Genomic DNA, 20,776 nt, shown 5'->3' on the forward strand with positions numbered 1-20,776 from the left:
TTTTTCTTCCAACGCCACGCCATGCACACACCTTCATTTTTCGAGCGCAGCGACCTGACGCGCGCCCTCTGGGCATTCCGGCGCGAGTTCTTCGTCGTCGGATTGTTCAGCATGGTCGCCAACCTGCTGATGTTGACGCCCACGCTCTACATGCTACAGGTTTATGACCGGGTCATGCTCAGCGGAAGCGACCTCACCTTGCTCGCCGTTTCCTTGATCTGCCTGTTCCTGCTTGGCGTCATGGGAACGGCCGAATGGTTCCGGTCCAGACTGCTGGTCCGCGTCGGCGTCGCCATCGACCAGGCGCTCAGCACACGTGTTTTCAACGCCAGCTTCGAGGCTTACCTGAACCAGACCAGCACCCATCCATCCCGCGCGTTCTCCGACCTGATTCAGGTTCGGCAGTTCCTGACCGGGCAAGGTGTCTTCGCGTTCTTTGATGCGCCATGGACCCCCATCTATATCGGCGTGCTGTTTCTCCTGAGTCCCTGGCTTGGCGCTCTTGCCATCCTGTTCGCGCTGGTCCAAGGGTTCATCGGGTGGTTTGGCCACCGGCACACCCTGGAACCCTCGGAAGCCGCGGGCAAAGCATACGGCGATGCGCAGACCTATTTTCAAGGCAAGCTCCAGAACATGGAAGTCGTGGAGTCCATGGGCATGACCCACAACCTGCGCCGGCAATGGGAGAAAAAGCACGCGACATACCTGGAACAGAATGACCACGCGCAAGCCTTGAGTCACCGGATCGCCGCTTGGAGCAAGTTCATCCGGTACAGCCAACAGTCGCTGGTGCTGGGCGCCGGCGCGTTGCTGGTCATCGACGGCCAGATGACCGTCGGCGCCATGATTGCCAGCAACGTGCTGATGGGACGCGCGCTGGGCCCGATTGACCAGATCGTCTCCACCTGGCGCACCGTTGCCAGCGTCAAGGCGGCTTTCCTGCGGCTGGAAAGGCTGATCGAGGAGTACCCCGAGCGCGACCCTGCGCTGCGCCGCGTCGCGCCAGCCGGCAGCGTCACCCTCCGCGAGGTGGTCGCAACGGCGGAGGGTCGCATCGCGCCGATCCTCAAAGGCATCAGCGCCCGCTTCGAACCGGGCACCGTCACAGCGATTCTCGGTCCATCGGGGTCCGGAAAATCCACGCTGGCCCGTGTGCTGGTCGGCATCTGGCCTTCCGTTCAAGGCGAAGTCCTGCTTGACGCCTTGCCGATGAACAGTTGGGACCGAACCGAACTCGGCCCGTACCTGGGGTACCTTCCACAGGACATCGAACTGTTCGACGGTACGCTGGCCGAGAACATCGCCCGGTTTGGCGATGTTGACGCCGAACGCGTGATTGCGGCCGCCCAGTGCACCGGCTTGCACGAGATGATTCTTCGATTTCCCAAGGGTTATGACACCCCCATCGGCGAAGCCGGCCAATTGCTGTCGGGCGGCCAACGGCAGCGGATTGCGCTGGCGCGCGCGGTCTACGGCGAGCCGTGCCTGATTGTTCTGGACGAACCCAATGCGAACCTGGACGACGCTGGCGAGCAGGCCCTGATGCAGGCCATTCGCGAACTCAAGGCCAAGGGCAAGACGATCGTTCTGATCACCCACCGTCCGAACGCATTGGGCGTCGCAGACCGGATCGTGTTGCTGGCCGATGGCCGCATACAGGCCCAGGGCCCCCGCGACGAGGTGCTTGCCAGCATTCTCAAGACCCCTTCCACCGGGCGCCCCGCACCGATTCCTTCGGCATTGCCGGCGACGCGCTGAGAGTCAGCGCCGAATCACACCTCTTACAGACGCCCACCCCGATTCCTATCCAGATACGACACCATGCCTGACAAGTTGACCACACTCATCACCTCCAAGCTCGCGGCTGGCGCCCCCCCCCAGAGCCCCGCGCTACCCGATGAATCTGCGCAGAAAGACTCCACGCGCGCCGCCATCAGCCGCACCATGCGGGTGGGACTCTGGACCCTGGGCATCGGTTTTGGCGGTTTCCTGTTGTGGGCCGCTTTTGCGCCGCTTGACGAAGGTGTGCCCGCCAACGCCATGGTGTCGATCGACACCAAGCGAAAGCCGGTCCAGCACCAGACCGGGGGGATTGTCAAGGAGGTGCTGGTCAAGGAGGGCAGCATCGTGGCGGCGGGTCAAACGCTGCTGCGGCTGGACGACGCCGCGACGCAGGCCAATCTCGGCGCCGTGCGCGAACAGTTCTTTGGTCTGCGGGCCGTCCAGGGCAGACTCCTGGCCGAGCAGGCTGGTCGCAGCGCCATCGAATTCGACCCTGAATTGCTCGCGGCCGCGAATTCCGACCCGCTGATCGCCCGCCATGTGCAGAATCAGCAGCAATTGTTCGTCACCCGGCGCGCCGCGCTTGCCGCCGACCTGCAAGCGGTCGAAGAAGGCATTCAGGGCAATGAAGGCATGCTCGCAGCCTACAAAGGCATGCTTGAGAGCCGCCGCAGCCACCTGGCACTGCTGGCCGAAGAACTTGCCCAGACGCGTGAACTTGTCAAGGAGGGTTACGTTCCCCGCAACCGGCAAAGAGAACTGGAGCGATCCCTCGCCGACTCCACAGGGGGCGTGGCTGAGCTTCAGGGCAATGTGGTGCGCACCCAGCGAGCCATCATGGAATTGCGCCAGAAGGCCATCGGGCGCCGGGCCGATTTTCGCAAGGAAGTTGAAACCTCGCTGGCCGATGTCACGCGCCAGGTGCAGGCCGACTCCGGCAAATTCGTCGCCCTGTCGAACGAACTGGCCCGCACTGAAATCAAGGCGCCGGCCGCCGGACAGGTCGTTGGACTGGCCTTCCAGACTGCCGGCAGCGTGATCGCGCCCGGCATGAAAATTCTGGATATCGTCCCCGAGAACGAGCAACTGCTGCTCGATGCGCGCGTGCCCCCGCAGATGATCGACCGGGTGGTTGCCGGCCAGCCGGTGGACATCCGTTTTTCCGCCTTTGCCCACAGCCCTGCGCTCGTGGTGAAAGGGGTGGTGCATTCGGTGTCCAAAGACCTGGTGACCGACGAGCAAACCCGCACCACGTACTACCTGGCCCGTGTTGGCCTGACACCCGAGGGATTCAAGGAGCTCGGCAAGCGGCAAATGCAGCCGGGCATGGGCGCCGAGGTGATCTTCAAGACCGGGGAGCGCTCCATGTTGACCTACCTGACCCATCCGCTGACGAAGCGCATTGCCGCGGCCATGAAAGAAGAGTGACCACCATGCGCGATCTTCGTCCGGCGACGCACACGCCACCCCACCCCGTCTCCTCGATCTGGCTTGGCGCCTTCCTCGCGCTGGCCTGCGCCTGCGTGCCGTTTGAGGCGGCGCAGGCGCTGGACCTTCGCCAGGCCTTCGACGCCGCCATCACGGCCGACGCCCGGTTGAACGCGGCGCGAGCCACCGCCGACGCCGCGGCGGAACGGCTGCCTCAAGCCAGGTCCCAGCTGCTCCCGAACATCGCATTGTCGGCCAGCCGGGCGGAGAACCTGCTCGACACCACCCGGCCGAACCCCTTGACCGGCGACAAATTCACCACCACCGAACGGTATCCCAGCACCAACGCCGTGCTGAACCTGCGTCAAACCCTGTTTCGGCGTCAGCAGACCCTGGCCGTCGATCAGGCTGAATACCTCGTCGATGACGCGCGCCAGACACTGAACCTCGAAATACAGAACACTGGGGTGCGCCTGAGCGGCGCCTATTTTGACGCCCTGCTGGCCACTGACCAGCTCGAATTGATCGAGGCTCAGAAAATCAGCACCACCACCGGCCTCGATGCGGCGCGCAAGGCGCTGGTGGCCGGCCACGGCACCCGCACGGATGTGGATCAGGCCCAGACACGGCTGGACATGGTGCTTGCCCAGGAGATCGAAGCCAGGCAACACGTGGACTTCACCCGCCGGCAGTTGCAGAACCTGATCGGGCGCGCGCCCGATACCCTGGCCGGACTCGACCCCGCACGCTTGCAACCCGGCGCCAAGTCGGTCGGCAGCCTGAACGACCTCATCGCCGAAGCCACGGCCAGCAGCCCGGAGATCCGCTCGCTGAAAGCGCGGGTCGAAGCCAGCCGGCTTGAGGTTGCCCGGGCGTCTGCAGGCCACTACCCGACGCTTGACCTGGTTGCCCAGATCTCCAACAGCCAGAGCGACAGCGTCACCAACCCGTTTGCCGCCTACTACAACCGCTCCATCGGCGTGCAGTTGAACTTGCCGATCTACTCGGGCGGCTATGTCACATCGGCCGAGCGGCAGGCGGCTGCGCAACTGCAGAATGCACAGGCCGTGCTGGACGGCGCCGTGCTGGACCTGAGCCTGAAAGTCGAGCGGGAATACCGCAACGTCACCGAAGGCGCCGCCAAAATCCAGGCACTGGGCCAGGCCACCCGCTCGGCCGGTGTCGCCCTTGAATCCACCCGAAAGTCCTATGCAGCCGGCGTGCGCACGTTGCTGGACGTGCTGAACGCCGATCAGGAACTCAAGGCCAACGAGCGCAACCTGTTTCAGGCGCGATACAACTACATCACGGCCCGCATCCGTCTGGCCGCGCTGCTGGGCAACGCGAACCCTGTGATCGAAGAAACGAACGGCTGGCTCAGGTAAACCGGAGCACCGTGTCCTGAACGGTGACGCCAGGGACACCCGGCGCCGGCGGCGCAGCGGACGCCGCGCCCGTTTGCCGCTGACGGCCCAACTGGTCGAGCGTGGCGAACTGTTGCAGCGACAGGCGTTGCGCATAGGCCAGTGCCAGCGCGTCATGGCGGCGCAGCGCCAGGAAGGATTCGTCGGGCAAGTGGGCGAGCTTTTCAGCGTCAACCAGGTACAGGTTGTCCAAAGTGGGCGCCTCGACGGACTTGCCGTCGGGCAAGCGAAGACCGATCGTCAGCGGGCTCAGCAGCCCAGCCTCTGCCAGCGCCGCGCAAGCCAGTCGGGTGCGGGTGCGGTTCAGCGCCACCTGGCGCAACAGATCGATGATTCCGGACAGGGCCTCGGTCGGCTTGCCCGAATGGTCAAAAAACGCCTTGCCGTCACCGCCCTCACCGACCAGTCCGGTGGACTCGTCGACACACAAGACCGGTGCGGTCGCACCGGTGGGCGTGGCGAGCGTGAACGGATAGGCGCGAACCAGCGCGGGAATGTAACGCCCGAGCCATTGGCCCTGTGGGGACACCCCCAGGCTATGCCCGGGTTGAACCCCCAGCAGAGCGACCAGGTCCCAGGCGCCGTCCCGGTGGTGAAAGGCGATGGGGAAGCTGGCGGCCACCTTTTCGGCCTCGGCCTGGACCACAGGCTGCATGGCCCAACCCGCTGCGAACTCGTAGGTCCGCGCGGCCCGCCAGGTTTTGTTGGCATGATTCCCGGGCGTGACAGCGAGTACTTGCATCGACTTCCTTTTGGTGAACGGTTTTGTTGACAGGCCTTCCGTGCCCTGTCAGAGCATCCCCAGGGACTTGCCCGCCTGCCAGAACGGGCCTGAAAATTCCCGGACGAGGCGCTCCAGCTCGGCGTCAAACACGGGGCCTTCCGTGTGCTTTGCCCCTTCGATTTCCAGGGAGACGGTGACGGTTCGCCGCAATTGTGCCAGTTTCTCCAGAAGTCCCTCCACCGCGGGCGCCTGCGCCGGAAACTGGGCGCCCTGCGCGCTTTCGGCCAGCAGCAAGGCCTTCAACGCATCGATTGGGGTCGCCTGCCCGACGCCAGGCACGGCGAGTGCCCGGTACGGGGCGCCGTCCCGAACCGCCTGCGCGATCGCCAGGTTCAACCGTGACGCGTTGGCAGGTGCCGCAAGCGGGATCTGAATCCAACCGGCGTCCATCATCAAGGACACTTTCTGCACGGTATCGGCCAGCCTGGCGTCACCGGTTCGAAGCTGGATATCGTTCAGGCTGGCTCCGCCCGGCTGCGCCGCGATGTCGAGAACGCCCTTGAAGGCGCCACGGTTGAAGCTGATCTTGCCGGCCGTGGTTGCGAGTTCCAGCTTTCCGTTGCTACCCTCGGGCAGCGCCATAAAGGGCGAACTCACAAAACGCGTGGCCTCGACCTGCCGTTGGCGTTGGCCAGCCCAAGCAGGTGCTTTGCCCTTGATGTAGAGGTCACGCCGGAATGCCTTCAGGGTCGCGATATCCCTCAAAGACTCCCGCATCACGGGGTCGGCTTCGGCCTGGATCAGTTTGGCGGCAGCCACCGGCATCAAGCCATCAAACGCGTCCGGCAGGGTGGCCGTGCCCAGCCACGCCAGCTTGACCGCTTCGGCCTCCGCCATCATGTCTGCGACGAACTGCGGCTGCCAGTTCTGGTTGTTGTACTCCTGGGTCAAGTAGGCCATGTCAAGTTCGCCCGCTGATTTCAGGCGGGCCTTCAACCCGGGTTGTGCGGCGAAAATGGGGGCCTTGACCTCTTCCAGCCGGGCGAAAGCCTCGAGCGTCTTGCGGATCGCTGCGCCGCCGTCAACCGCCGTGCGAAGATTGAGCCTGACCAGGTGCTGGAAAGGCTGCGCAGACAGCCAGCCGGGCACGGTGTTGTAGCTGGTGTAATACAGCCCTCCGGGGCGGAGCAGCCGAGCCGCCAGGGCCCACAGGCTGGCGCGCACCGTCGGCGAAACCCACGAGGCGATCCCGTGGGCGACGGCGTAGTCGACCTGGCCATCCAGATCGCCGCCCGATGCATCGAGCAGCGAAACCGGGTCTTGCGCCAACTGCAGGAAATCAGCCTCGACAAAGCGGATGTTGGTGAGTTTCGCATCCTCGGCCAATTTTCGCGCGTGGCGCACATGCGCCGGCATGAAGTCAATGCCCAGAAACTGGCTGTCGGGAAAGGATGCAGCGAGCAGGATCAGGTTGAAACCCTGGCCACAACCCAGATCGACGTAACGAAACCGCTGCAAAGGCATGACCTCGCCTTGCAACAGGGCTGCCCAGGCCAGGTGGGTGGGCGTCATCTCCCGGTAATAGCCGTAGGTGTACCCATCGGCCGCGTAGTAGCCATGCTGCCAGGCTGCGCTGCTGTTGTTCATGTCTGGACGGTCCTTCTGCTGAGAAATAAACAAGGGGGATCGCCAACAGGCCGCGTTGCAATGACGGGCATTTTGTGGCCTTTCACGATCATGCGCCCTGGCGGCCTTGCAGCCGGACCGGGCGGGCAAGTATAGACCAATGCCGAGAGCGCCCGCGCTGGCCTGTTCGCTTGGGCCGCCTGGGACTCCGGGAGGTGATGCCTACCGCTTTCGGATCACTGGCCCGCCACCGTTTCCGGGTGCTACGCCGGGAATGGACCTCTCCCTCATCGCGCGCGGCCGCCGCAACGAAGACCCCTCGCCTTGGACGCCCGCGCTTTGCTGTTCCTGGCCGCAGCACGCCCTCGCCGGCCGTGCCGCGCAGGCTCGGTTCATCGATTGGCGCACGATGCCCACTCCACGCTTGCGCCCACCAGCGGTCGGCTGCCGGCCGCCGCGCGGCTCTTTGCTCTCTGACCGCAGACTGCAACGGACATTGCGCCGACTCCTGAGTGCCGATGCCAGACGAAAAAAAAGCCGGACAAGCCGGCTTTTTGTTTGACAGGCCCCGGTTTCCCGGGGCCCTTTGGTTCGCTGTGGGGCGATCAGACGAAGACGAAGTCGCTGGTGGTCAGGCTGCCGCCCTGCGCGGCCAGACCGAGAATGCCGATTTCATGCACCGCCTCGGTGAAGTCGGTTCCACCGCCGGCGAACGCGGCAGGGAAAAGGGTGGTACGGTTCGCCATACCAAACGCGCCGCCCGAGAAGTCAGCACCATTTGCCGCGAACAGCACCTGATAGTCGGCGCCGGTGGCGCTTTGATTGAAGGTGCCGTTGGCGTTGTAGTCACCGCGGCGAACCACGATCTGCACGTCACCAGCGGCGCCGCTACCGATGTTGGTCGCGACCGCCGTCTGGCTGGCGTAGTACGCGATGGCGTAGGTGTTGTCGCCGTCACCCGATCCCCCAGCGTCGATCCGAATGACATCAACACCCGGCGTGTAGTCGGTGATCACGTCTTGCCCACCCAAGGCGAGGGTGGTCGACTTGCCGGCTTCGGTGTAAGCGGGATTGGCCACCAGCGCGTTGACCAGGCTGGCCGAGTCGAACACATAGGCAAACACGTCGAGTCCGGCGCCACCGGTCAGCGTTTCGAGCGTCCCGGCCTTGTTGGCCGCGTTGCCGCCACCGATGATCCAGTCATTGCCCGCACCACCGACGATGTTGTCATTGCCCACGTTCTGGGCGTTGCCGGCAAGACCCCGGTTGGGATCCATGGAGTCGCCGAACAGCACATCGTTGCCGGCACCGCCGTCAATGGTGTCGGCGCCACCGTAACCGACCAGCAGGTCAGCGCCGCCATTGCCAGCCAGCGTGTCGGCCGAGTTGGTCGCAAACACCAGATCGCCCGATTCGGTTCCCCGGAAGGTGAAGCCTTTGCTGGCGGGCGGGTTGTTCGGATCATTGGCGAGCACGGCGAACGTGTAGTTGGCGATGGGTACTGGGACATCGATGTTGTATCCAGTAGACGCGCCGGGCAAGGGAGAGAATCCGCTCGTCGCCTCACTGAGGAAAACGGTGTGGTTGGCGGCCGTGCTGGTCAGCCCGGTGGCGTCCACCAAGGCGGCCACTTCGTCCTGGAAGTACAGGCCTGTCACGTTGCCGCTACCCGACACCATCACATTGGAGCCGCCTTGCTGCACCTGCTGATCAAGCCCGATCAGGTTGTTGAAGATGGTTTCGCTTGCGCCGCCGTCATTCAGGTCATAGGCAGCGTCGATTTCGCCCTGCACCAGACCGGAGGTGTTGATCATCACGGTGCCGATGGACGCGGACTGCAGCCAGTTATCCCCGGTTACGGCCCCCACCTTGGACACGGGCCCCTGCACATTCGTGCCACGATCGTTGACCAGGCTACCAAACGCACCGAAACTCCCAAACAGGTTGACCGTGGATGAACGGCCACCCGTGATATTGATCGTGTTCACCGTGGAGGCCGAGCCGGAACCGGCAAAGGTGTCATCGGCGTCAATGCCCCACTGGGTGATCGTCGAGCTCAGCGCCGCATCGATGGTGATGGTTTCGAGGTCGCTGGGGTTGTCGCCGAAGCCGCCGAAGAAGTCGCGCGCACCGATCAGACCCATTTCGATGTCACCGTCGGTGGACGACTTGATCGTGAGGTTCTGCAACGCGTCCGCATCCTCCATGAAGGCAACGTCTGCATTGCCTGCGAAGATGCGGCCAAATTTGTTGGTCTGGACCGTGACTTCCTGCACGTCGTTGCTGTCGACGATCGCCGACAATATACCGCCGCCGTCAACGCTGCCCAGGATGGTCAGATCAAAGTCCGACTGGCTCTGGATGTTCAACACCGAGGTGGAGCGACCGTTGGCGTCCTTGTCGTCCAACTGCAACGCGGCATCCAGCGTGACATTGCCAGCGGCCTTGGTGGTCAGGTTGACCACATCGGCATTGACGACGCGGATGGCCGACGTGTTGCCAGCATTGCCGATGGCTGCGGCGAAGGACGGCGCCACCACATCCTTGGTCGTGCCTTCGATGTTGATGTCGAGCGATGCGAAAGCCACGCCGTCGTAGTCCACTTCCACGCCCTGGGCCAGGTTGGCCTTGATGTTGAGGGTGGTCAGCGTGCTGTCCATCTTGTTGAAGTCGGCACGGCTGGTGGATGCGTTCAGGTTGATGGTCTTCAGATCGTCAACCGTGGCGCCTTCGAAGGAAACGGGCGCATTGAAGGCGACATTGGCCGTCTCAAACTGGGTCATCGTTGCGGCGCGCGTGGTGTCCGCAGAGGTGGTGAAGTTGATGGTGATCTCGTCCGCACCCGCGCCGCCATTCAGGACGTCGCCGTCGCCGTAGCCGTCGCCGATGTTGATCTTGTCGTCGCCCGAACCGCCGGTGAGGGCCAGAGCCTTCGTCGCGCCGTTGGCGGAAACGTCCAGGTTCAGGTTGCCCACGAAGGCGGCGGCATTGACGGTGGTCAGCGAGGCGTCCAGGGGAGCGGTGATCTTGAAGGTCTGACGCTCGACATTTCGGGATGTGGGAGCCGATGGCTTGTTCGAGGTGCGTTCTGCTTCCGGAAATGGAAAAAGGGCCGCTTTCGCGGCCCTTCTTGATCCTTGGGCCCGCGGATGCGGGCCCGAAGGTGTTCCCTGATCAGATGAACAGGAAATCCGAGTGGGCAATGCTGCCGATGTGTTGGCCCGCGCCCAGAAGCGCGATTTCATGCTGCGCCGCCGTGAAGGCCGAGAAGCCACCATCGTTGAGCGCCAAGGGCCCGAAATCGTCACCATCGTCAGCGAACAGCACCTGCAGGTCCGCGCCGTTGGCGTCCAGATTGAACGTACCAAACTGCGAATTGTAGTTACCGCGGCGAATGACGATCTGGATGTCAAGGCCACCGTTCGACTGGACCACACCGTTGGACCCCTGGCCAAAGAAGTACAGGATCGTGTACGTGTTGTCGCCACCAGCGAAGGAGTCAACCTGGATCAGATCGTCGCCCGGCGTGAAATCGGTGACCACGTCTTGCTTGATCGCCGCCGTCGACTTGCCCGCCTCGGTATAGCCGTTGGCCGGGTTGTTCTGGACCGTCGGAAGCGTCACGTTGTCCAGGCTGGGCGTGTCTTCGAAGACCCAGGCAAAGGTATCGCGACCAGCGCCGCCGGTCAGCAGGTCGCCGCCGCCAGACTTGTTCGCGCCACCGATGATCAGGTCATTACCGGAGCCGCCGTCGATGATGTCGTTGCCGAAGGCAGTTGCGTTGGAAGCATTGCCACGGTTCGGGTTGATCGCATCACCGAACAGGACATCGGAACCATCGCCGCCGGAGATGTTGTCGTTACCACCCCAGCCCACGATCAGGTCGTCGCCGCCGTTGCCGGCGAGGATGCCCATGTTGGTCTGGTCGTCACCATTGGTGCCGAAAATGATGTCGCCCATGGCCGAGCCGTTGACCGTCAGCGACTTGGTGGCCGGCTGATAGAACTCGTCATTGGCGATGACCGCGACGGAATACTTCTGGGTCACGCCGCTGAACGGCGACGAACCGTCGATCAGCGTGTAGTTGTCGGCCGAGGCGCCAATGAGGATATCGCCCAGATTCACGGTGTGGTTCGTGGTCTTGTTGGTCAGACCCGAGATGTCCACATGCTCGACCGGGTTCAGATCGAAGATCACGCCAGGCATGTTGGCCGAACCGGCCATCACGATGCGGCTGTCATCCTGCTGCGAGTTCAGCGAGAAGCCGATCAGATTGCTCAGGTTGGTATCGGGGGCTTGGTCGCCATCGTTGTCTTGCGTCGCCGCGACGGAACCAAACACGCTCAGGCCGGACGAGTTGATGTCAACGACACCCACCGAAGCCGCCTGCAGCCAGTTGAATCCGTTGCCGCCCGGACCGGCGCCCTGCCCCATGGCTGCCGCTGCGGACGACACGGAGGTGGCCCGCTGGGTCACCAGGTCGTTCACCACATGCCCGGAACCGAACAGGTTGATGATGGAGGACGCGGCGCCCTTGACACTGATGGTATTGACCGTTGCGGCCGAGGCGCCAGCATTGAGGATCGCGTCATCCGCGTCGATACCCCATTGGGTAATGGCCGAGCTGATGGCGGCGTCGATCGTCACCGTCTCCAGATCGTCCGGATTGTCACCGTAGTCACCGAAGAAGTCGCGGTTACCGATCAGACCCAGTTCGATGTCGCCATCGATCGAGGAGATGATCGTCAGGTTCTGCAGCGCATTGGCTTCTTCCATGAACGCCACGGACGAATTGCCGGCCAGGATGTCGCCTTGCTTGTTGGTCTGCACCGTCACGCGCTCGACATCGTTGCTGTCGATCACGGCGGACAGACGCGCGGGAGAGCCGCCGTTGTTCATGCCATTGATCGTCAGATTGAAGTCGGACTGGTTCTGGATGTTGAGATCCGTGGTCGAACGGCCGTTCGAGACGCGGTCATCCAGCTGGAGGCCATTGGTCAGTGCCACGGCCGCAGCGCCCGCGTGGGTCAGATTCACCACGTCGGCATTCAGGACGCGGATGGCCGCCTTGTTGCCGGCGTTGCCGATGGCGCTGGTCTTGTCCTGGATGTTGATGTTCAGCGTCGAGAACGCCTTGCCATCGTAGTCCACCTCGACACCTTGGGCCGGGTTGGCCTTGATGTTCAGGGTATCGAGCGTGCTGTCCATCTGGTTGAAGTCGGCACGGCTGGTGGATGCGTTCAGGTTGATGGTCTTCAGGTCGTCAACTGCAGCGCCTTCGAAGGACACGGGCGCATTGAAAGCGACGTTGGCCGTCTCGAACTTGGTCATCGCGGCGGCGCGCGTGGTGTCCGCAGACGTGGTGAAGTTGATGGTGATCTCGTCCGCGCCCGCGCCGCCGTTCAGGACGTCGCCGTCGCCGTAGCCGTCGCCGATGTTGATCTTGTCGTCGCCGGAGCCGCCGGTCAGGGCCAGCGCCTTGGAAGCGCCGTTGCCCGTCACGTCGAGCACCAGGTTGCCGGCGAACACGCCCGCTGCCGATGCCGCGTTGACGGTGGTCAGGGTCGAGGGCAATGGTGCCGTGATGGTGAAGGCCTGACCCGCGAGGCCACCCTTGATTTCAAGCGTGGTACCACCCGTCACGGAGAGGCTCTTGAGCGTGGAGGCCGCGCCCTTGACGTCTTGCACGTTCAGAATGGTGGTTTCGATGGCTTCGCCGTTTTCACCCACCAGCGCCAGCGCACCGGTGACTTCGGTCAGCATGACTTCGACGGTCGATGCGCCTTGCACCGCTTGCTGGTCGAAGTTCAGCGTGACGTCGGCGGCGACGTCGTTCAACTCGAACATGATGGAATTGCGGCTGTCTTCCTGCAGGTCGTTCAGCACCATGTTGCCGGTGGACTTGTTGGTGATCAGGATGGACTGCAGCTCGGTGGAGAACTTGCTGGCGCCGACGGTCACGTCGCCGTCCGCGTCGATTTCAATGCGGTTCACGCCCTGGGTCGTGACGTTGTTGTAGGTGCCGGACGTGAGGCTCAGCATCAGGACGTCATGGCCACCGCCACCACGAACGGTGTCGCCACCCTGGTAGGTGTTGGTGGAACCGGAGAACTTGTCATCACCGCCCGTGCCCACGACGAGCTCGTTGGCGGTGGTGGTCATGGCGACGTTGCTGCCAGGAACCGGAGCGGTGCCGGTCCACTCGGCGAAGTTGGCGGAAACCAGGGCGTTCCAGGCATTGGCTGCCGCGCCGTAGGTGCCATCCAGCGTCAGGCCGGACAGGATCTGGCCGAGCTGCAGAGTCACGGTGCCACGGTTGGCCACGCCGACGCTGTCCATGTAGGCCACGACGGCATCGTGCAGCGGGTTGGCATCCACACCCATGTGGCCCAGAACGAGCGTCACGTAGGCATCCGTGCTCAAGACACTGGCGGGCTGAGCAATCAGGTTTGCGTAGGCGTATTGGCCGGACGCGGTGTCTGTAGCCTGGTTGGCCTGGTTGGCAAACTCGGCAGGCGACAGCACGTAGCTACCGCCGTAAAGCGCCAGATTCATCATTGTCACGGCTTGGGATGCGCCAAATACTGTTGGTTGGGACATAAGAAGTTCCTCAGTTAAATTTTCACGAAGTAACAAGTTAAACACCGGAGCCGCTTTTGCCCGCTCCTCCATGCCCGACGGCATTTGGAGCATGACATCACCCGCTCACCCTTGCAAGTTACCCGTTGGATTATCACACGTAATGGCAGCTTCCTGACACTGATGTGAGACCAATAGGCCTACCTGAACTTTCAGTATAGCCAAGACGCTTGGCGCATTCGAGTGATTTCAGTCACACGTTTTGATTGCCTTGGGGCTGATTTGCATAAATACAACAACCAATGCTTACAGATGCAGCTTACTCGCTTACCACACCGTACGCAAGGCGACGTAGGGCCCCACATTGCCGAAGGTGAACAGGCGAAGCGTGGCCTTTTGCTGAAACCAGTCCACGCCCCAGAGTAGCTGCCAGTTCGTGGCCAGCTGCTGCTGGAGTTCAACCCGCAGGTTGAACTGGTGAATCTGGCGCACGCGCCCGTAGTCCAGCAGCGGGCTGTAGGCGGTGGTGTCCTGCAGCCCCGTCACCGCGGCCACGACGAGCAGGTTGCCCGCGCGCTCGAGCCCGCTTGGCGCCCACTGGCGATTGAGCCACAAGCGGCTGGCCCGAGCGGCATATTGAATCTGGTCGCCACCAGGGCGCGTTTGCTGCTTGCCATGGTCACGCCCCGCCACCACCCCGAGTTGCCAAAATCCGCCTTGCGCCGGATAGCATCGCCACTGACCGCTGACGCCACCATAGAGGCCCGAGAGCAGTCGGTTGCTGCTCAATTCGCGGTTGAATGCTTCGAATCCCACGCGGCTCCGGCAGTTCGGTGCAGGATCGGAGGAAAACAACTGCCAGCCGGTCAAACCTGGCAGCTCGACGCCCGCGGTCAGGATCTGCGACTGGTAGCGGACGCCCGCCGCCGTATGGAGCCCGAGGACCGACAGGCCTTGATAGAACGCCACCGGCGAAGATCCGTTGCCCAGGCTGTTCGATCCGGCCATTCGCTCAACGGCAAACTCGGCCTGCTGCGACCGGGAGCTTTCAGCCAGCACGCTGCGAAATCCCTGTACGCCGCCGAAGAAGTCGTAAAGGACATCGGCACCCGCGTCATAGCGCATGGAAAGGCTGGCGTCGGCGCGTCCGTACGAGCCCGGACGCGCCAGGTAGCTGCCGTCCAGCGGCAACTCGACGGGCAGCCCGGGGAAGGTGAGGATCAGGGATGAAAGATTGGGCGACCCGAGCGGGTTGGTGGCATACCCCACCTGAACACCAGCCGTTCCACGAACACGCAGGGGCTTGTCAGTCGTAGCCGTCCCAGTGTTCATCGAGACCGACAGGTTCTCAATCTGGCGCTGAAGCACCGGCACCAAACCGCTGGGTAACGCGGGATCGGCCAGCAGGTCTTGAACCAGTGTCAGCGCCGATGCATAGTCGCCGATGCCAGCGAGCGCCACGGCGTAGTCGATCTGGGCGCCCTTCAGGCCGGGATTCAGCATCAAGGCGCGCTCCAGATGGTCGAGCGCTTCTGTGTAGCGGCCCTGGGCATTGAGCAGAAAACCCAGCTGAGCCAGAAACTCGGCGTCCGTCTGGCATTGTGCGACTTCCGCCAACAGGGCCTCCAGGCTCGCATTCAGTGTGCGGCAGGCGAGGGGTCGGGCGGCATCCGGCACGGCGGCCCCGGCCTCAGCCTGCAACGGTAACGAGCGCCCGGCGGGCTGCGCAGCAACCCCCGCGCTACTTGCGCAGACCAGTGCCGCCAGCAGCATCCGACAAGCGATGCGGGGCGTCGCGGCCACGAACGCTCGACCTGGACGTTGGGCGCAGGCTCGCATTGCACCGAGGCTACTGAACGGTGGGCGCGGCAGAAATGGGGGGGGCGTACACGTGGTGCGGCACCCTGAGCCCATCCAGCAAGAAGACTCCCATCGACTTGAGCCCGATGCCGCCCACCTGTGCCGCCAGTCCTTCGCCGACGAGTATGGGGTGGGCGAGGTCGGCCGTCATGCCGACCAGGCGGCTGGCGATCGTGACGGTGCGTCCCATGACCATGTGCGTTCGCCGGCTCGCCAGCCCGAATGAACCCGACATGGCGGGACCGGTTTCGACGCCGATACCGAGTGCCAAGGGTTCAAGCCCGGCGGGCGCAGGATCCGGAAGGACGCCCTGAATGGCTTGCTGCAGACTGATGGCGGCGTTCAGCGCCAATTGGGCGTGGGATGGCCTGCCTGTGCGCTCCGGCACCTGTGGCTCCGGGGCCACACCCCAGACAGAAATCGGGTCCGACTCAGGTTCAAAGCTGTGTTCTGGGGCGTCGAGGTTCATGGACTGGGTTGTTTGTTGTTCTGCCTTGCCGTCGCTGTTCCATACAGCGAAGACCGCATCACCCTGGAAGGATTCTATGACACCCCCATGGGCCTTGATGACCCTTGCTGCCGTGGAGAAAAACGCGTGCAAGACGGCGGCTGCCTCCTCCGGGGGCCGGGCTTCGCAGTAGGCGGAGAAATTGCGGATATCGGCAAACATGACCGACACCTGCCGAGTGCTGGCCCGGATGGCACTGGAAGGCGACTGTTGCGCGAGCGCCTCGGCCACGGGCGCCGGCAGGTAGCTGGAGAGATGGGTATAGAGGCGGTCCCGGTCGACCCGGCTACGAGCATGCTCCAGAATGCCCATGGTCACGCCCGAGAGGCCCACAAACAAGGCTGGATCGGCCCAACCCAGCCAGATCGATGCCTTGATCTGAGACAGGCCATGAATCCCCCACAAGACCAAGCCCCATGCCGCAGCCGCCAAAGGAACGAGGTAAACCGGAAACCGCCTTCGTTCCCGCGCCATGAACATCAGCAAAGCGATGCCCAGCACGGCCATGATGAAACGGTAGGCCGGTGCGCCGCTTGGCGTGGCGGGCATGCGCCCATCGATCATGGCCGTGATGATTTCAGCATGAACCTGCAATCCGGCCGCGGCGCCTTCAAAGGGTGTGGCAATGACGTCATGGAGCCCGAAAGCGCTGCTGCCGACGAGCACCCACGCGCCATTCAACAGGCCAGCCGGCACCCGGTCGGCGAGCACGTCGGCGGCGGACAAGCTGATGAAGCTGTGAGGATGCAGTCTCCAGGGAATCCGGATGTCCCCGTTCTCGTCGAGCGGGATGGCGGGGAAGGCCTGACTTCTGCCGCTGAGCATCCACGGAGCATCCAGCGGACCGGCACCGCGCTGCAACACCAGGCCTGTTTCGCCCGTGCCGTTCATGAGCGCAACCAGGCTCAGTGCGGGGTAAGCCCCGTTATCGCTGCAAATGACGGCAGGCTGAAGCCGGACCACTCCATCAGTCGCGACTCGCGGGGTAATATGCCCCACCAAGCGACCCGCCAGCGTTGGCACGGTGGCCAGATAACCGGTTGCCAGAGGGAACAGCGAAGGACACGCCGTCCAGTCAAGTGCTCCGGCAGGTTTGCCGGAAGAAGGACCCGTACCCGGATCCAACGCGAAGATCTGCGCCAGCACCGATTGATGTTGCTGCAGGACCTGCTCCAGGATGGCGTCGTCGGGCCTGGCATCGGCCAGAACAATGTCGAGAATCTGCTGGCGCGCGCCCGCCCTGGCCAGCTGTTCGATCAGGCGTGCCTGCGTGGCGCGTGGCCACGGCCAAGGCCCAATTTCACGGAGGCTTTGTTCGTTGATGTCGACAAGGATGAGGCGACGCTCGTCCTTGCGCTCGGCACCCATGCGCCAGACCAGATCGCCGCTGCGATCTTCGAGCATTGGCAGCCAGTTCCCGGTAAGACTCCTTATTGTGGCCCAACCCAACAAACCCAACGCGACGCTCAGCACGACAACGCCGTACCGGGCCCGGAACATGCCCTGCAGTCGCGCGTGAAATGTCAACTATCGTCCCCAAAGAGTGACGCCGCGTAGCGCACCGGTTGGAATACTCTTTTCAAACAGATAGCCGGCCTCTTTGCCGTCGAGCGTCGTGGCCCCGAGAACGATCGCGTTGGCGGATGTGGTGCGCATGACGCCATCCTTTCCGATGGAACCGCTTGCGACCACGCTGTCTGCGCCCAAAGTTGGACTCGACACCCCCAATTGGGTGGCAAACGTTGCGCGCGAGAAATCCACGGCCAGCGTCCCGTTGTCCACTTTGGCGGCCTCGACGCCAAGGTCAAAGTTGCGCTGGAAGAAGGCCGATGACCCCGCCAGCCGGAAGTTGACCGCGGCATCGGTGGTGGTCAGCACAGCGCCCGCAGGCGACGCGTTCCGGGTGAGCGCGTGCGCCGTTCCGAAGGCTACGGACTCGCGACCGGCAGCCGACGCCTGCTCGAACGTCTGGCTGAGGGTGTCAAGACCCCCATCCTTGACCCAGGCATACCGTGCCCAGACCAGTTCATTGACCTGCGGCTGCAGTGGAGCTGGCGCCGGGACGACCGGTGACTGGGCTGCGGCAATCTGGGCCGCGGCAATCTGGGTTGCCGCCTCCACCAGATCCCTGCCTCGGGCTTCGTTGACGATGGGCTTGTCCAGATTGGCGCCCGTGGCAGCCCTGGCTTCGGCACCGACGCCGACACCGACGACGGGCGGAACCGTCGTCGCGATGCCCACGCCTGCCGCCGGACGCCTGGCGCTGGCCAACAGGTCGACCGCCGCCACGAACTGGGGCACACCTTGCTGACGGTTCAGCTCGAGCATGAGTCCTTTCATGTCGGCGGACAAGAGTTTCTCCCGCCCTTTCTGGCAGGAGCCCAGAGGGGTCGCGCAGTCATCCAGAGGCGCCAGCAGGATCGCGCCTGAATAGACCGACGCAGCAGTGGCGTTGGCGTCCGACTTGACCACAAAGTCTGTGCCTTTGATGCCGATGGCGGCCATCGGGGTGTTGAGGCGGAAGCGCTCGCGCGCCTCCTCGCCCCAGGTCCCGGTAATGGAACGAATCACGCCTTCATCGAGGCGAAACTTGATGGCAGACCCTTGCGGCTGCGTTGCGGAGTGGCTGTAATTCTCGATCTGCAGGCGACTGGCGGGGCGGACGCTGAGGCGCCCGCCGTCCACGAACCGCACGTGGACGTGTCCACCTTCGCGGGTTTCGATGCGGTCGCCCGCCCGGACAGGCTGGCCACGCTCGACGGTACGGACGACATCATCCGCACCCACCAACTGCGCCTGCCCGATGAGCAGGGTGACCTCGCCGACGACCTCCGCACTGCCTTGCGCAGCCATGAGCGGTGTGATCAAGCCCACGCTCAGCAGAAAGCAGGCGAGGCGATGAGGCAAAAATCCAGGCATGTTCAAGGAATTCATGGCGACCTCTCCTTCGGCGAATCGGGGCCTGACAATGGCCCAAACTCTAATAATTTGCTTATTTTCTCACTTCGGCCGCATTTCGCTGTGCGCCCGATCACATGTTCTGTCGTTCCACAAGCCGGCGCTTGCGCTTCCCGAAACCGCTTCCGGCTGAGGCGGCAGACAAGGCCAACGCTAAACTTGAGGCGCATGCCGACTTCGCTTCAATTGATTTCTCAGTTTCCGCTGCTGCAACCGCTGCCGCGGGAGACGCTGGAATCGCTTTCAGGCCAGATGACTTTGCGGTCTTTTGCGCGTCGTGCGATGGTGATGTCAAAGGACAGTCCCGCTCAGGAGTTGGGATTCCTGGTGGATGGACGGCTACAAGGTGTGGATTTCACGGTGGATGGACGCAGCGTGGGCTTGTATTTTGTGGATCCGGGGGACTATTTCGGCGAGTTGTCCGTGGTGGACAGCCAGCCTCTGTCGGAATACGTCATGGCCGCCGTCAAATCGACGGTGGCTTTTCTGGATTCGCGCACGGCACGTCAGCTGATCCTGAACCACCCGGAACTTGCCCGCGCGGTGATGACACGGCTGGCGCAACGCGTGCGTTCGGTCATGGCGCAGCGCACATTGCTCAGCCTGCCCAATCCCATTCAGAGGCTTTGCGTGTTGCTACTACAATTACCGAGGCGCGCTGCAGATGGGAACTTGCCGCAGGCTACGGTCGATCAGGCTCCGACGCACCAGGAACTCGCGATTATGATCAATGCGAGTCGCGAGACGGTGACGCGCTCTTTCCAGCTCTTGTTCGTCAACAGAATCGTGGAACGCGATGGGCATGCGTTGCGCGTCTTGCGACCCGAGATGCTGAAGGAAATTGCGGAAGGCCGCGTCGATCCTCCGAAAGCCTGAGCCGCTGGCCGCGCGCTCAGGTACTGTGGTTCAGATTTGCCCTTGGTCTTCATTTTCGTGGGTCTGGTGGTTTGAGTATCCTTTTGTCGTACCTGTTTCCGTTGCGCCACGCCGGCCTCATTGGCCAGTTGGCCCGACGGGAGGTGCACACGCGCTACCGCCAGTCCTGGCTGGGTACGGCCTGGCTGGTGCTGACACCGCTGTTGATGCTGGTGGTCTATACCCTGGTGTTCCGGCATGTGTTTCAAGTCCGCTGGAGCCCCCCGGGCGAGGGGAATCTGGCCTTTGCGTTGCGCCTTTATGCGGGCCTTGCCGTGTTCAATTTCTTTGCCGAGTGTGTGAACCGGGCACCGCTGCTGATCGTGGAACAACCGCATCTGGTGAAGAAAGTGGTGTTCCCGGTGGAAGTCCTCCCCTGGGCCAGTGTGATGGCTGCACTGGCGCATTTGGGCATCGCAGCGGTAGCGCTGCTAGGCCTGCGGTGGCTGGGGATGGGGACGGTGCCGTTGTCGGCGCTGGCCTTGCCCCTGGTGTGGTTGCCCTTGCTGCCACTTTGCCTGGGCTTGGGCTGGGGTCTGAGCGCAGTGGGCACTTTTATACGTGATATCGGCCAGATATTGTCGATGGCGATGACGGCGCTGGTCTTCATGAGCCCGGTGTTTTTTCCCGTGGATGCCTTGCCGGGTGGCCTGCGTGACTGGATGTGGCTGAACCCGCTGGCACCGATCATGACCCAGACACGCACGGTACTATTGGAGGGGCAGTGGCCGGATTGGAGCCTCTGTTTCTTGAGCTTCGTTGCCAGTCTGGCGGTGGCTTGGGCGGGCGCCGCCCTTTTCCGTCGGCTCAGGCCCGGGTTTTCCGATGTTGTCTGAATCGGCCTCCATGGTGGCCCCCGCCTCGCAAGCGCAGAGTTATGCGATTGAAGCCCGCGGCCTGGGCAAGTGCTACGGTTTGTATGCCCACCCCAGTGACCGACTGAAGCAATTGCTGTGGGGACGGTGGCGACAG

At 63.3% G+C, this 20,776-nt stretch carries 12 protein-coding genes; 5 read left to right on the forward strand and 7 right to left on the reverse strand.

Features of this window, described 5'->3' with window-relative positions; translation table 11 throughout:
* The first annotated feature begins 21 nt into the window (after positions 1-21).
* From ACMUOY_RS05315 to ACMUOY_RS05325, 3 genes are all read left to right on the forward strand, one after another.
* Positions 22-1,758 carry a type I secretion system permease/ATPase gene (locus ACMUOY_RS05315; RefSeq protein WP_413891657.1) on the forward strand — a complete coding sequence of 579 codons (1,737 nt, stop codon included), beginning with the start codon at positions 22-24 and terminating at the stop codon, positions 1,756-1,758.
* Between the two features lie 63 nt (positions 1,759-1,821).
* Complete coding sequence (locus ACMUOY_RS05320) at positions 1,822-3,210, forward strand: HlyD family type I secretion periplasmic adaptor subunit (RefSeq protein ID WP_413891658.1); 1,389 nt, start codon at positions 1,822-1,824, stop codon at positions 3,208-3,210.
* A gap of 5 nt (positions 3,211-3,215) precedes the next feature.
* Complete coding sequence (locus ACMUOY_RS05325; protein WP_413891659.1) at positions 3,216-4,595, forward strand: TolC family outer membrane protein; 1,380 nt, start codon at positions 3,216-3,218, stop codon at positions 4,593-4,595.
* On the opposite strand, the gene ACMUOY_RS05330 is transcribed toward ACMUOY_RS05325, so the two are convergent.
* From ACMUOY_RS05330 to ACMUOY_RS05360, 7 genes are all read right to left on the reverse strand, one after another.
* Positions 4,588-5,376 (reverse strand): SapC family protein, encoded by a 789-nt coding sequence (locus tag ACMUOY_RS05330; RefSeq protein ID WP_413891660.1) that lies wholly within the window; start codon positions 5,374-5,376, stop codon positions 4,588-4,590. The two genes, ACMUOY_RS05325 and ACMUOY_RS05330, sit on opposite strands and share 8 nt — an antisense overlap.
* A gap of 48 nt (positions 5,377-5,424) precedes the next feature.
* The gene (locus ACMUOY_RS05335; protein ID WP_413891661.1) at positions 5,425-7,005 is read right to left on the reverse strand and encodes a class I SAM-dependent methyltransferase; all 1,581 of its coding nucleotides are present in this window, start codon (positions 7,003-7,005) and stop codon (positions 5,425-5,427) included.
* Between the two features lie 584 nt (positions 7,006-7,589).
* Entirely contained in the window at positions 7,590-9,959 is a 2,370-nt protein-coding gene (locus ACMUOY_RS05340) for a beta strand repeat-containing protein (RefSeq protein ID WP_413891662.1), read from the reverse strand.
* Positions 9,960-10,158: 199 nt separating this feature from the next.
* Complete coding sequence (locus ACMUOY_RS05345) at positions 10,159-13,584, reverse strand: beta strand repeat-containing protein (RefSeq protein WP_413891663.1); 3,426 nt, start codon at positions 13,582-13,584, stop codon at positions 10,159-10,161.
* 306 nt (positions 13,585-13,890) lie between these two features.
* Positions 13,891-15,366, reverse strand: a complete 1,476-nt coding sequence (locus ACMUOY_RS05350) for a tetratricopeptide repeat protein (RefSeq protein ID WP_413891664.1) — start codon at positions 15,364-15,366, stop codon at positions 13,891-13,893.
* A gap of 46 nt (positions 15,367-15,412) precedes the next feature.
* Entirely contained in the window at positions 15,413-17,431 is a 2,019-nt protein-coding gene (locus ACMUOY_RS05355; RefSeq protein ID WP_413891665.1) for an adenylate/guanylate cyclase domain-containing protein, read from the reverse strand.
* A 27-nt stretch (positions 17,432-17,458) separates the two neighbouring features.
* Positions 17,459-18,865: a FecR domain-containing protein gene (locus ACMUOY_RS05360; RefSeq protein ID WP_413891666.1), complete on the reverse strand. Its 1,407-nt coding sequence runs from the start codon at positions 18,863-18,865 to the stop codon at positions 17,459-17,461.
* Positions 18,866-19,057: 192 nt separating this feature from the next.
* Here ACMUOY_RS05360 and ACMUOY_RS05365 point away from each other — a divergent pair, with 192 nt between their 5' ends.
* On the forward strand, positions 19,058-19,765 hold the full coding sequence (locus tag ACMUOY_RS05365) for a Crp/Fnr family transcriptional regulator (protein ID WP_413891667.1): 708 nt from the start codon (positions 19,058-19,060) through the stop codon (positions 19,763-19,765).
* An 83-nt stretch (positions 19,766-19,848) separates the two neighbouring features.
* Positions 19,849-20,640, forward strand: a complete 792-nt coding sequence (locus tag ACMUOY_RS05370; RefSeq protein ID WP_413891668.1) for an ABC transporter permease — start codon at positions 19,849-19,851, stop codon at positions 20,638-20,640.
* Positions 20,641-20,776 lie beyond the last annotated feature (136 nt).

Source organism: Candidatus Skiveiella danica (genome assembly GCF_022705245.1).
Classification (GTDB): domain Bacteria; phylum Pseudomonadota; class Gammaproteobacteria; order Burkholderiales; family Burkholderiaceae_C; genus Skiveiella; species Skiveiella danica.

Coding starts and splice junctions, on each gene's coding strand:
- ACMUOY_RS05315 (WP_413891657.1), top strand. CDS start 22: ATGCACACACCTTCATTTTTCGAGCGCAGCGACCTGACGCGCGCCCTC.
- ACMUOY_RS05320 (WP_413891658.1), top strand. CDS start 1,822: ATGCCTGACAAGTTGACCACACTCATCACCTCCAAGCTCGCGGCTGGC.
- ACMUOY_RS05325 (WP_413891659.1), top strand. CDS start 3,216: ATGCGCGATCTTCGTCCGGCGACGCACACGCCACCCCACCCCGTCTCC.
- ACMUOY_RS05330 (WP_413891660.1), bottom strand. CDS start 5,376: ATGCAAGTACTCGCTGTCACGCCCGGGAATCATGCCAACAAAACCTGG.
- ACMUOY_RS05335 (WP_413891661.1), bottom strand. CDS start 7,005: ATGAACAACAGCAGCGCAGCCTGGCAGCATGGCTACTACGCGGCCGAT.
- ACMUOY_RS05345 (WP_413891663.1), bottom strand. CDS start 13,584: ATGTCCCAACCAACAGTATTTGGCGCATCCCAAGCCGTGACAATGATG.
- ACMUOY_RS05355 (WP_413891665.1), bottom strand. CDS start 17,431: ATGTTCCGGGCCCGGTACGGCGTTGTCGTGCTGAGCGTCGCGTTGGGT.
- ACMUOY_RS05360 (WP_413891666.1), bottom strand. CDS start 18,865: ATGAATTCCTTGAACATGCCTGGATTTTTGCCTCATCGCCTCGCCTGC.
- ACMUOY_RS05365 (WP_413891667.1), top strand. CDS start 19,058: ATGCCGACTTCGCTTCAATTGATTTCTCAGTTTCCGCTGCTGCAACCG.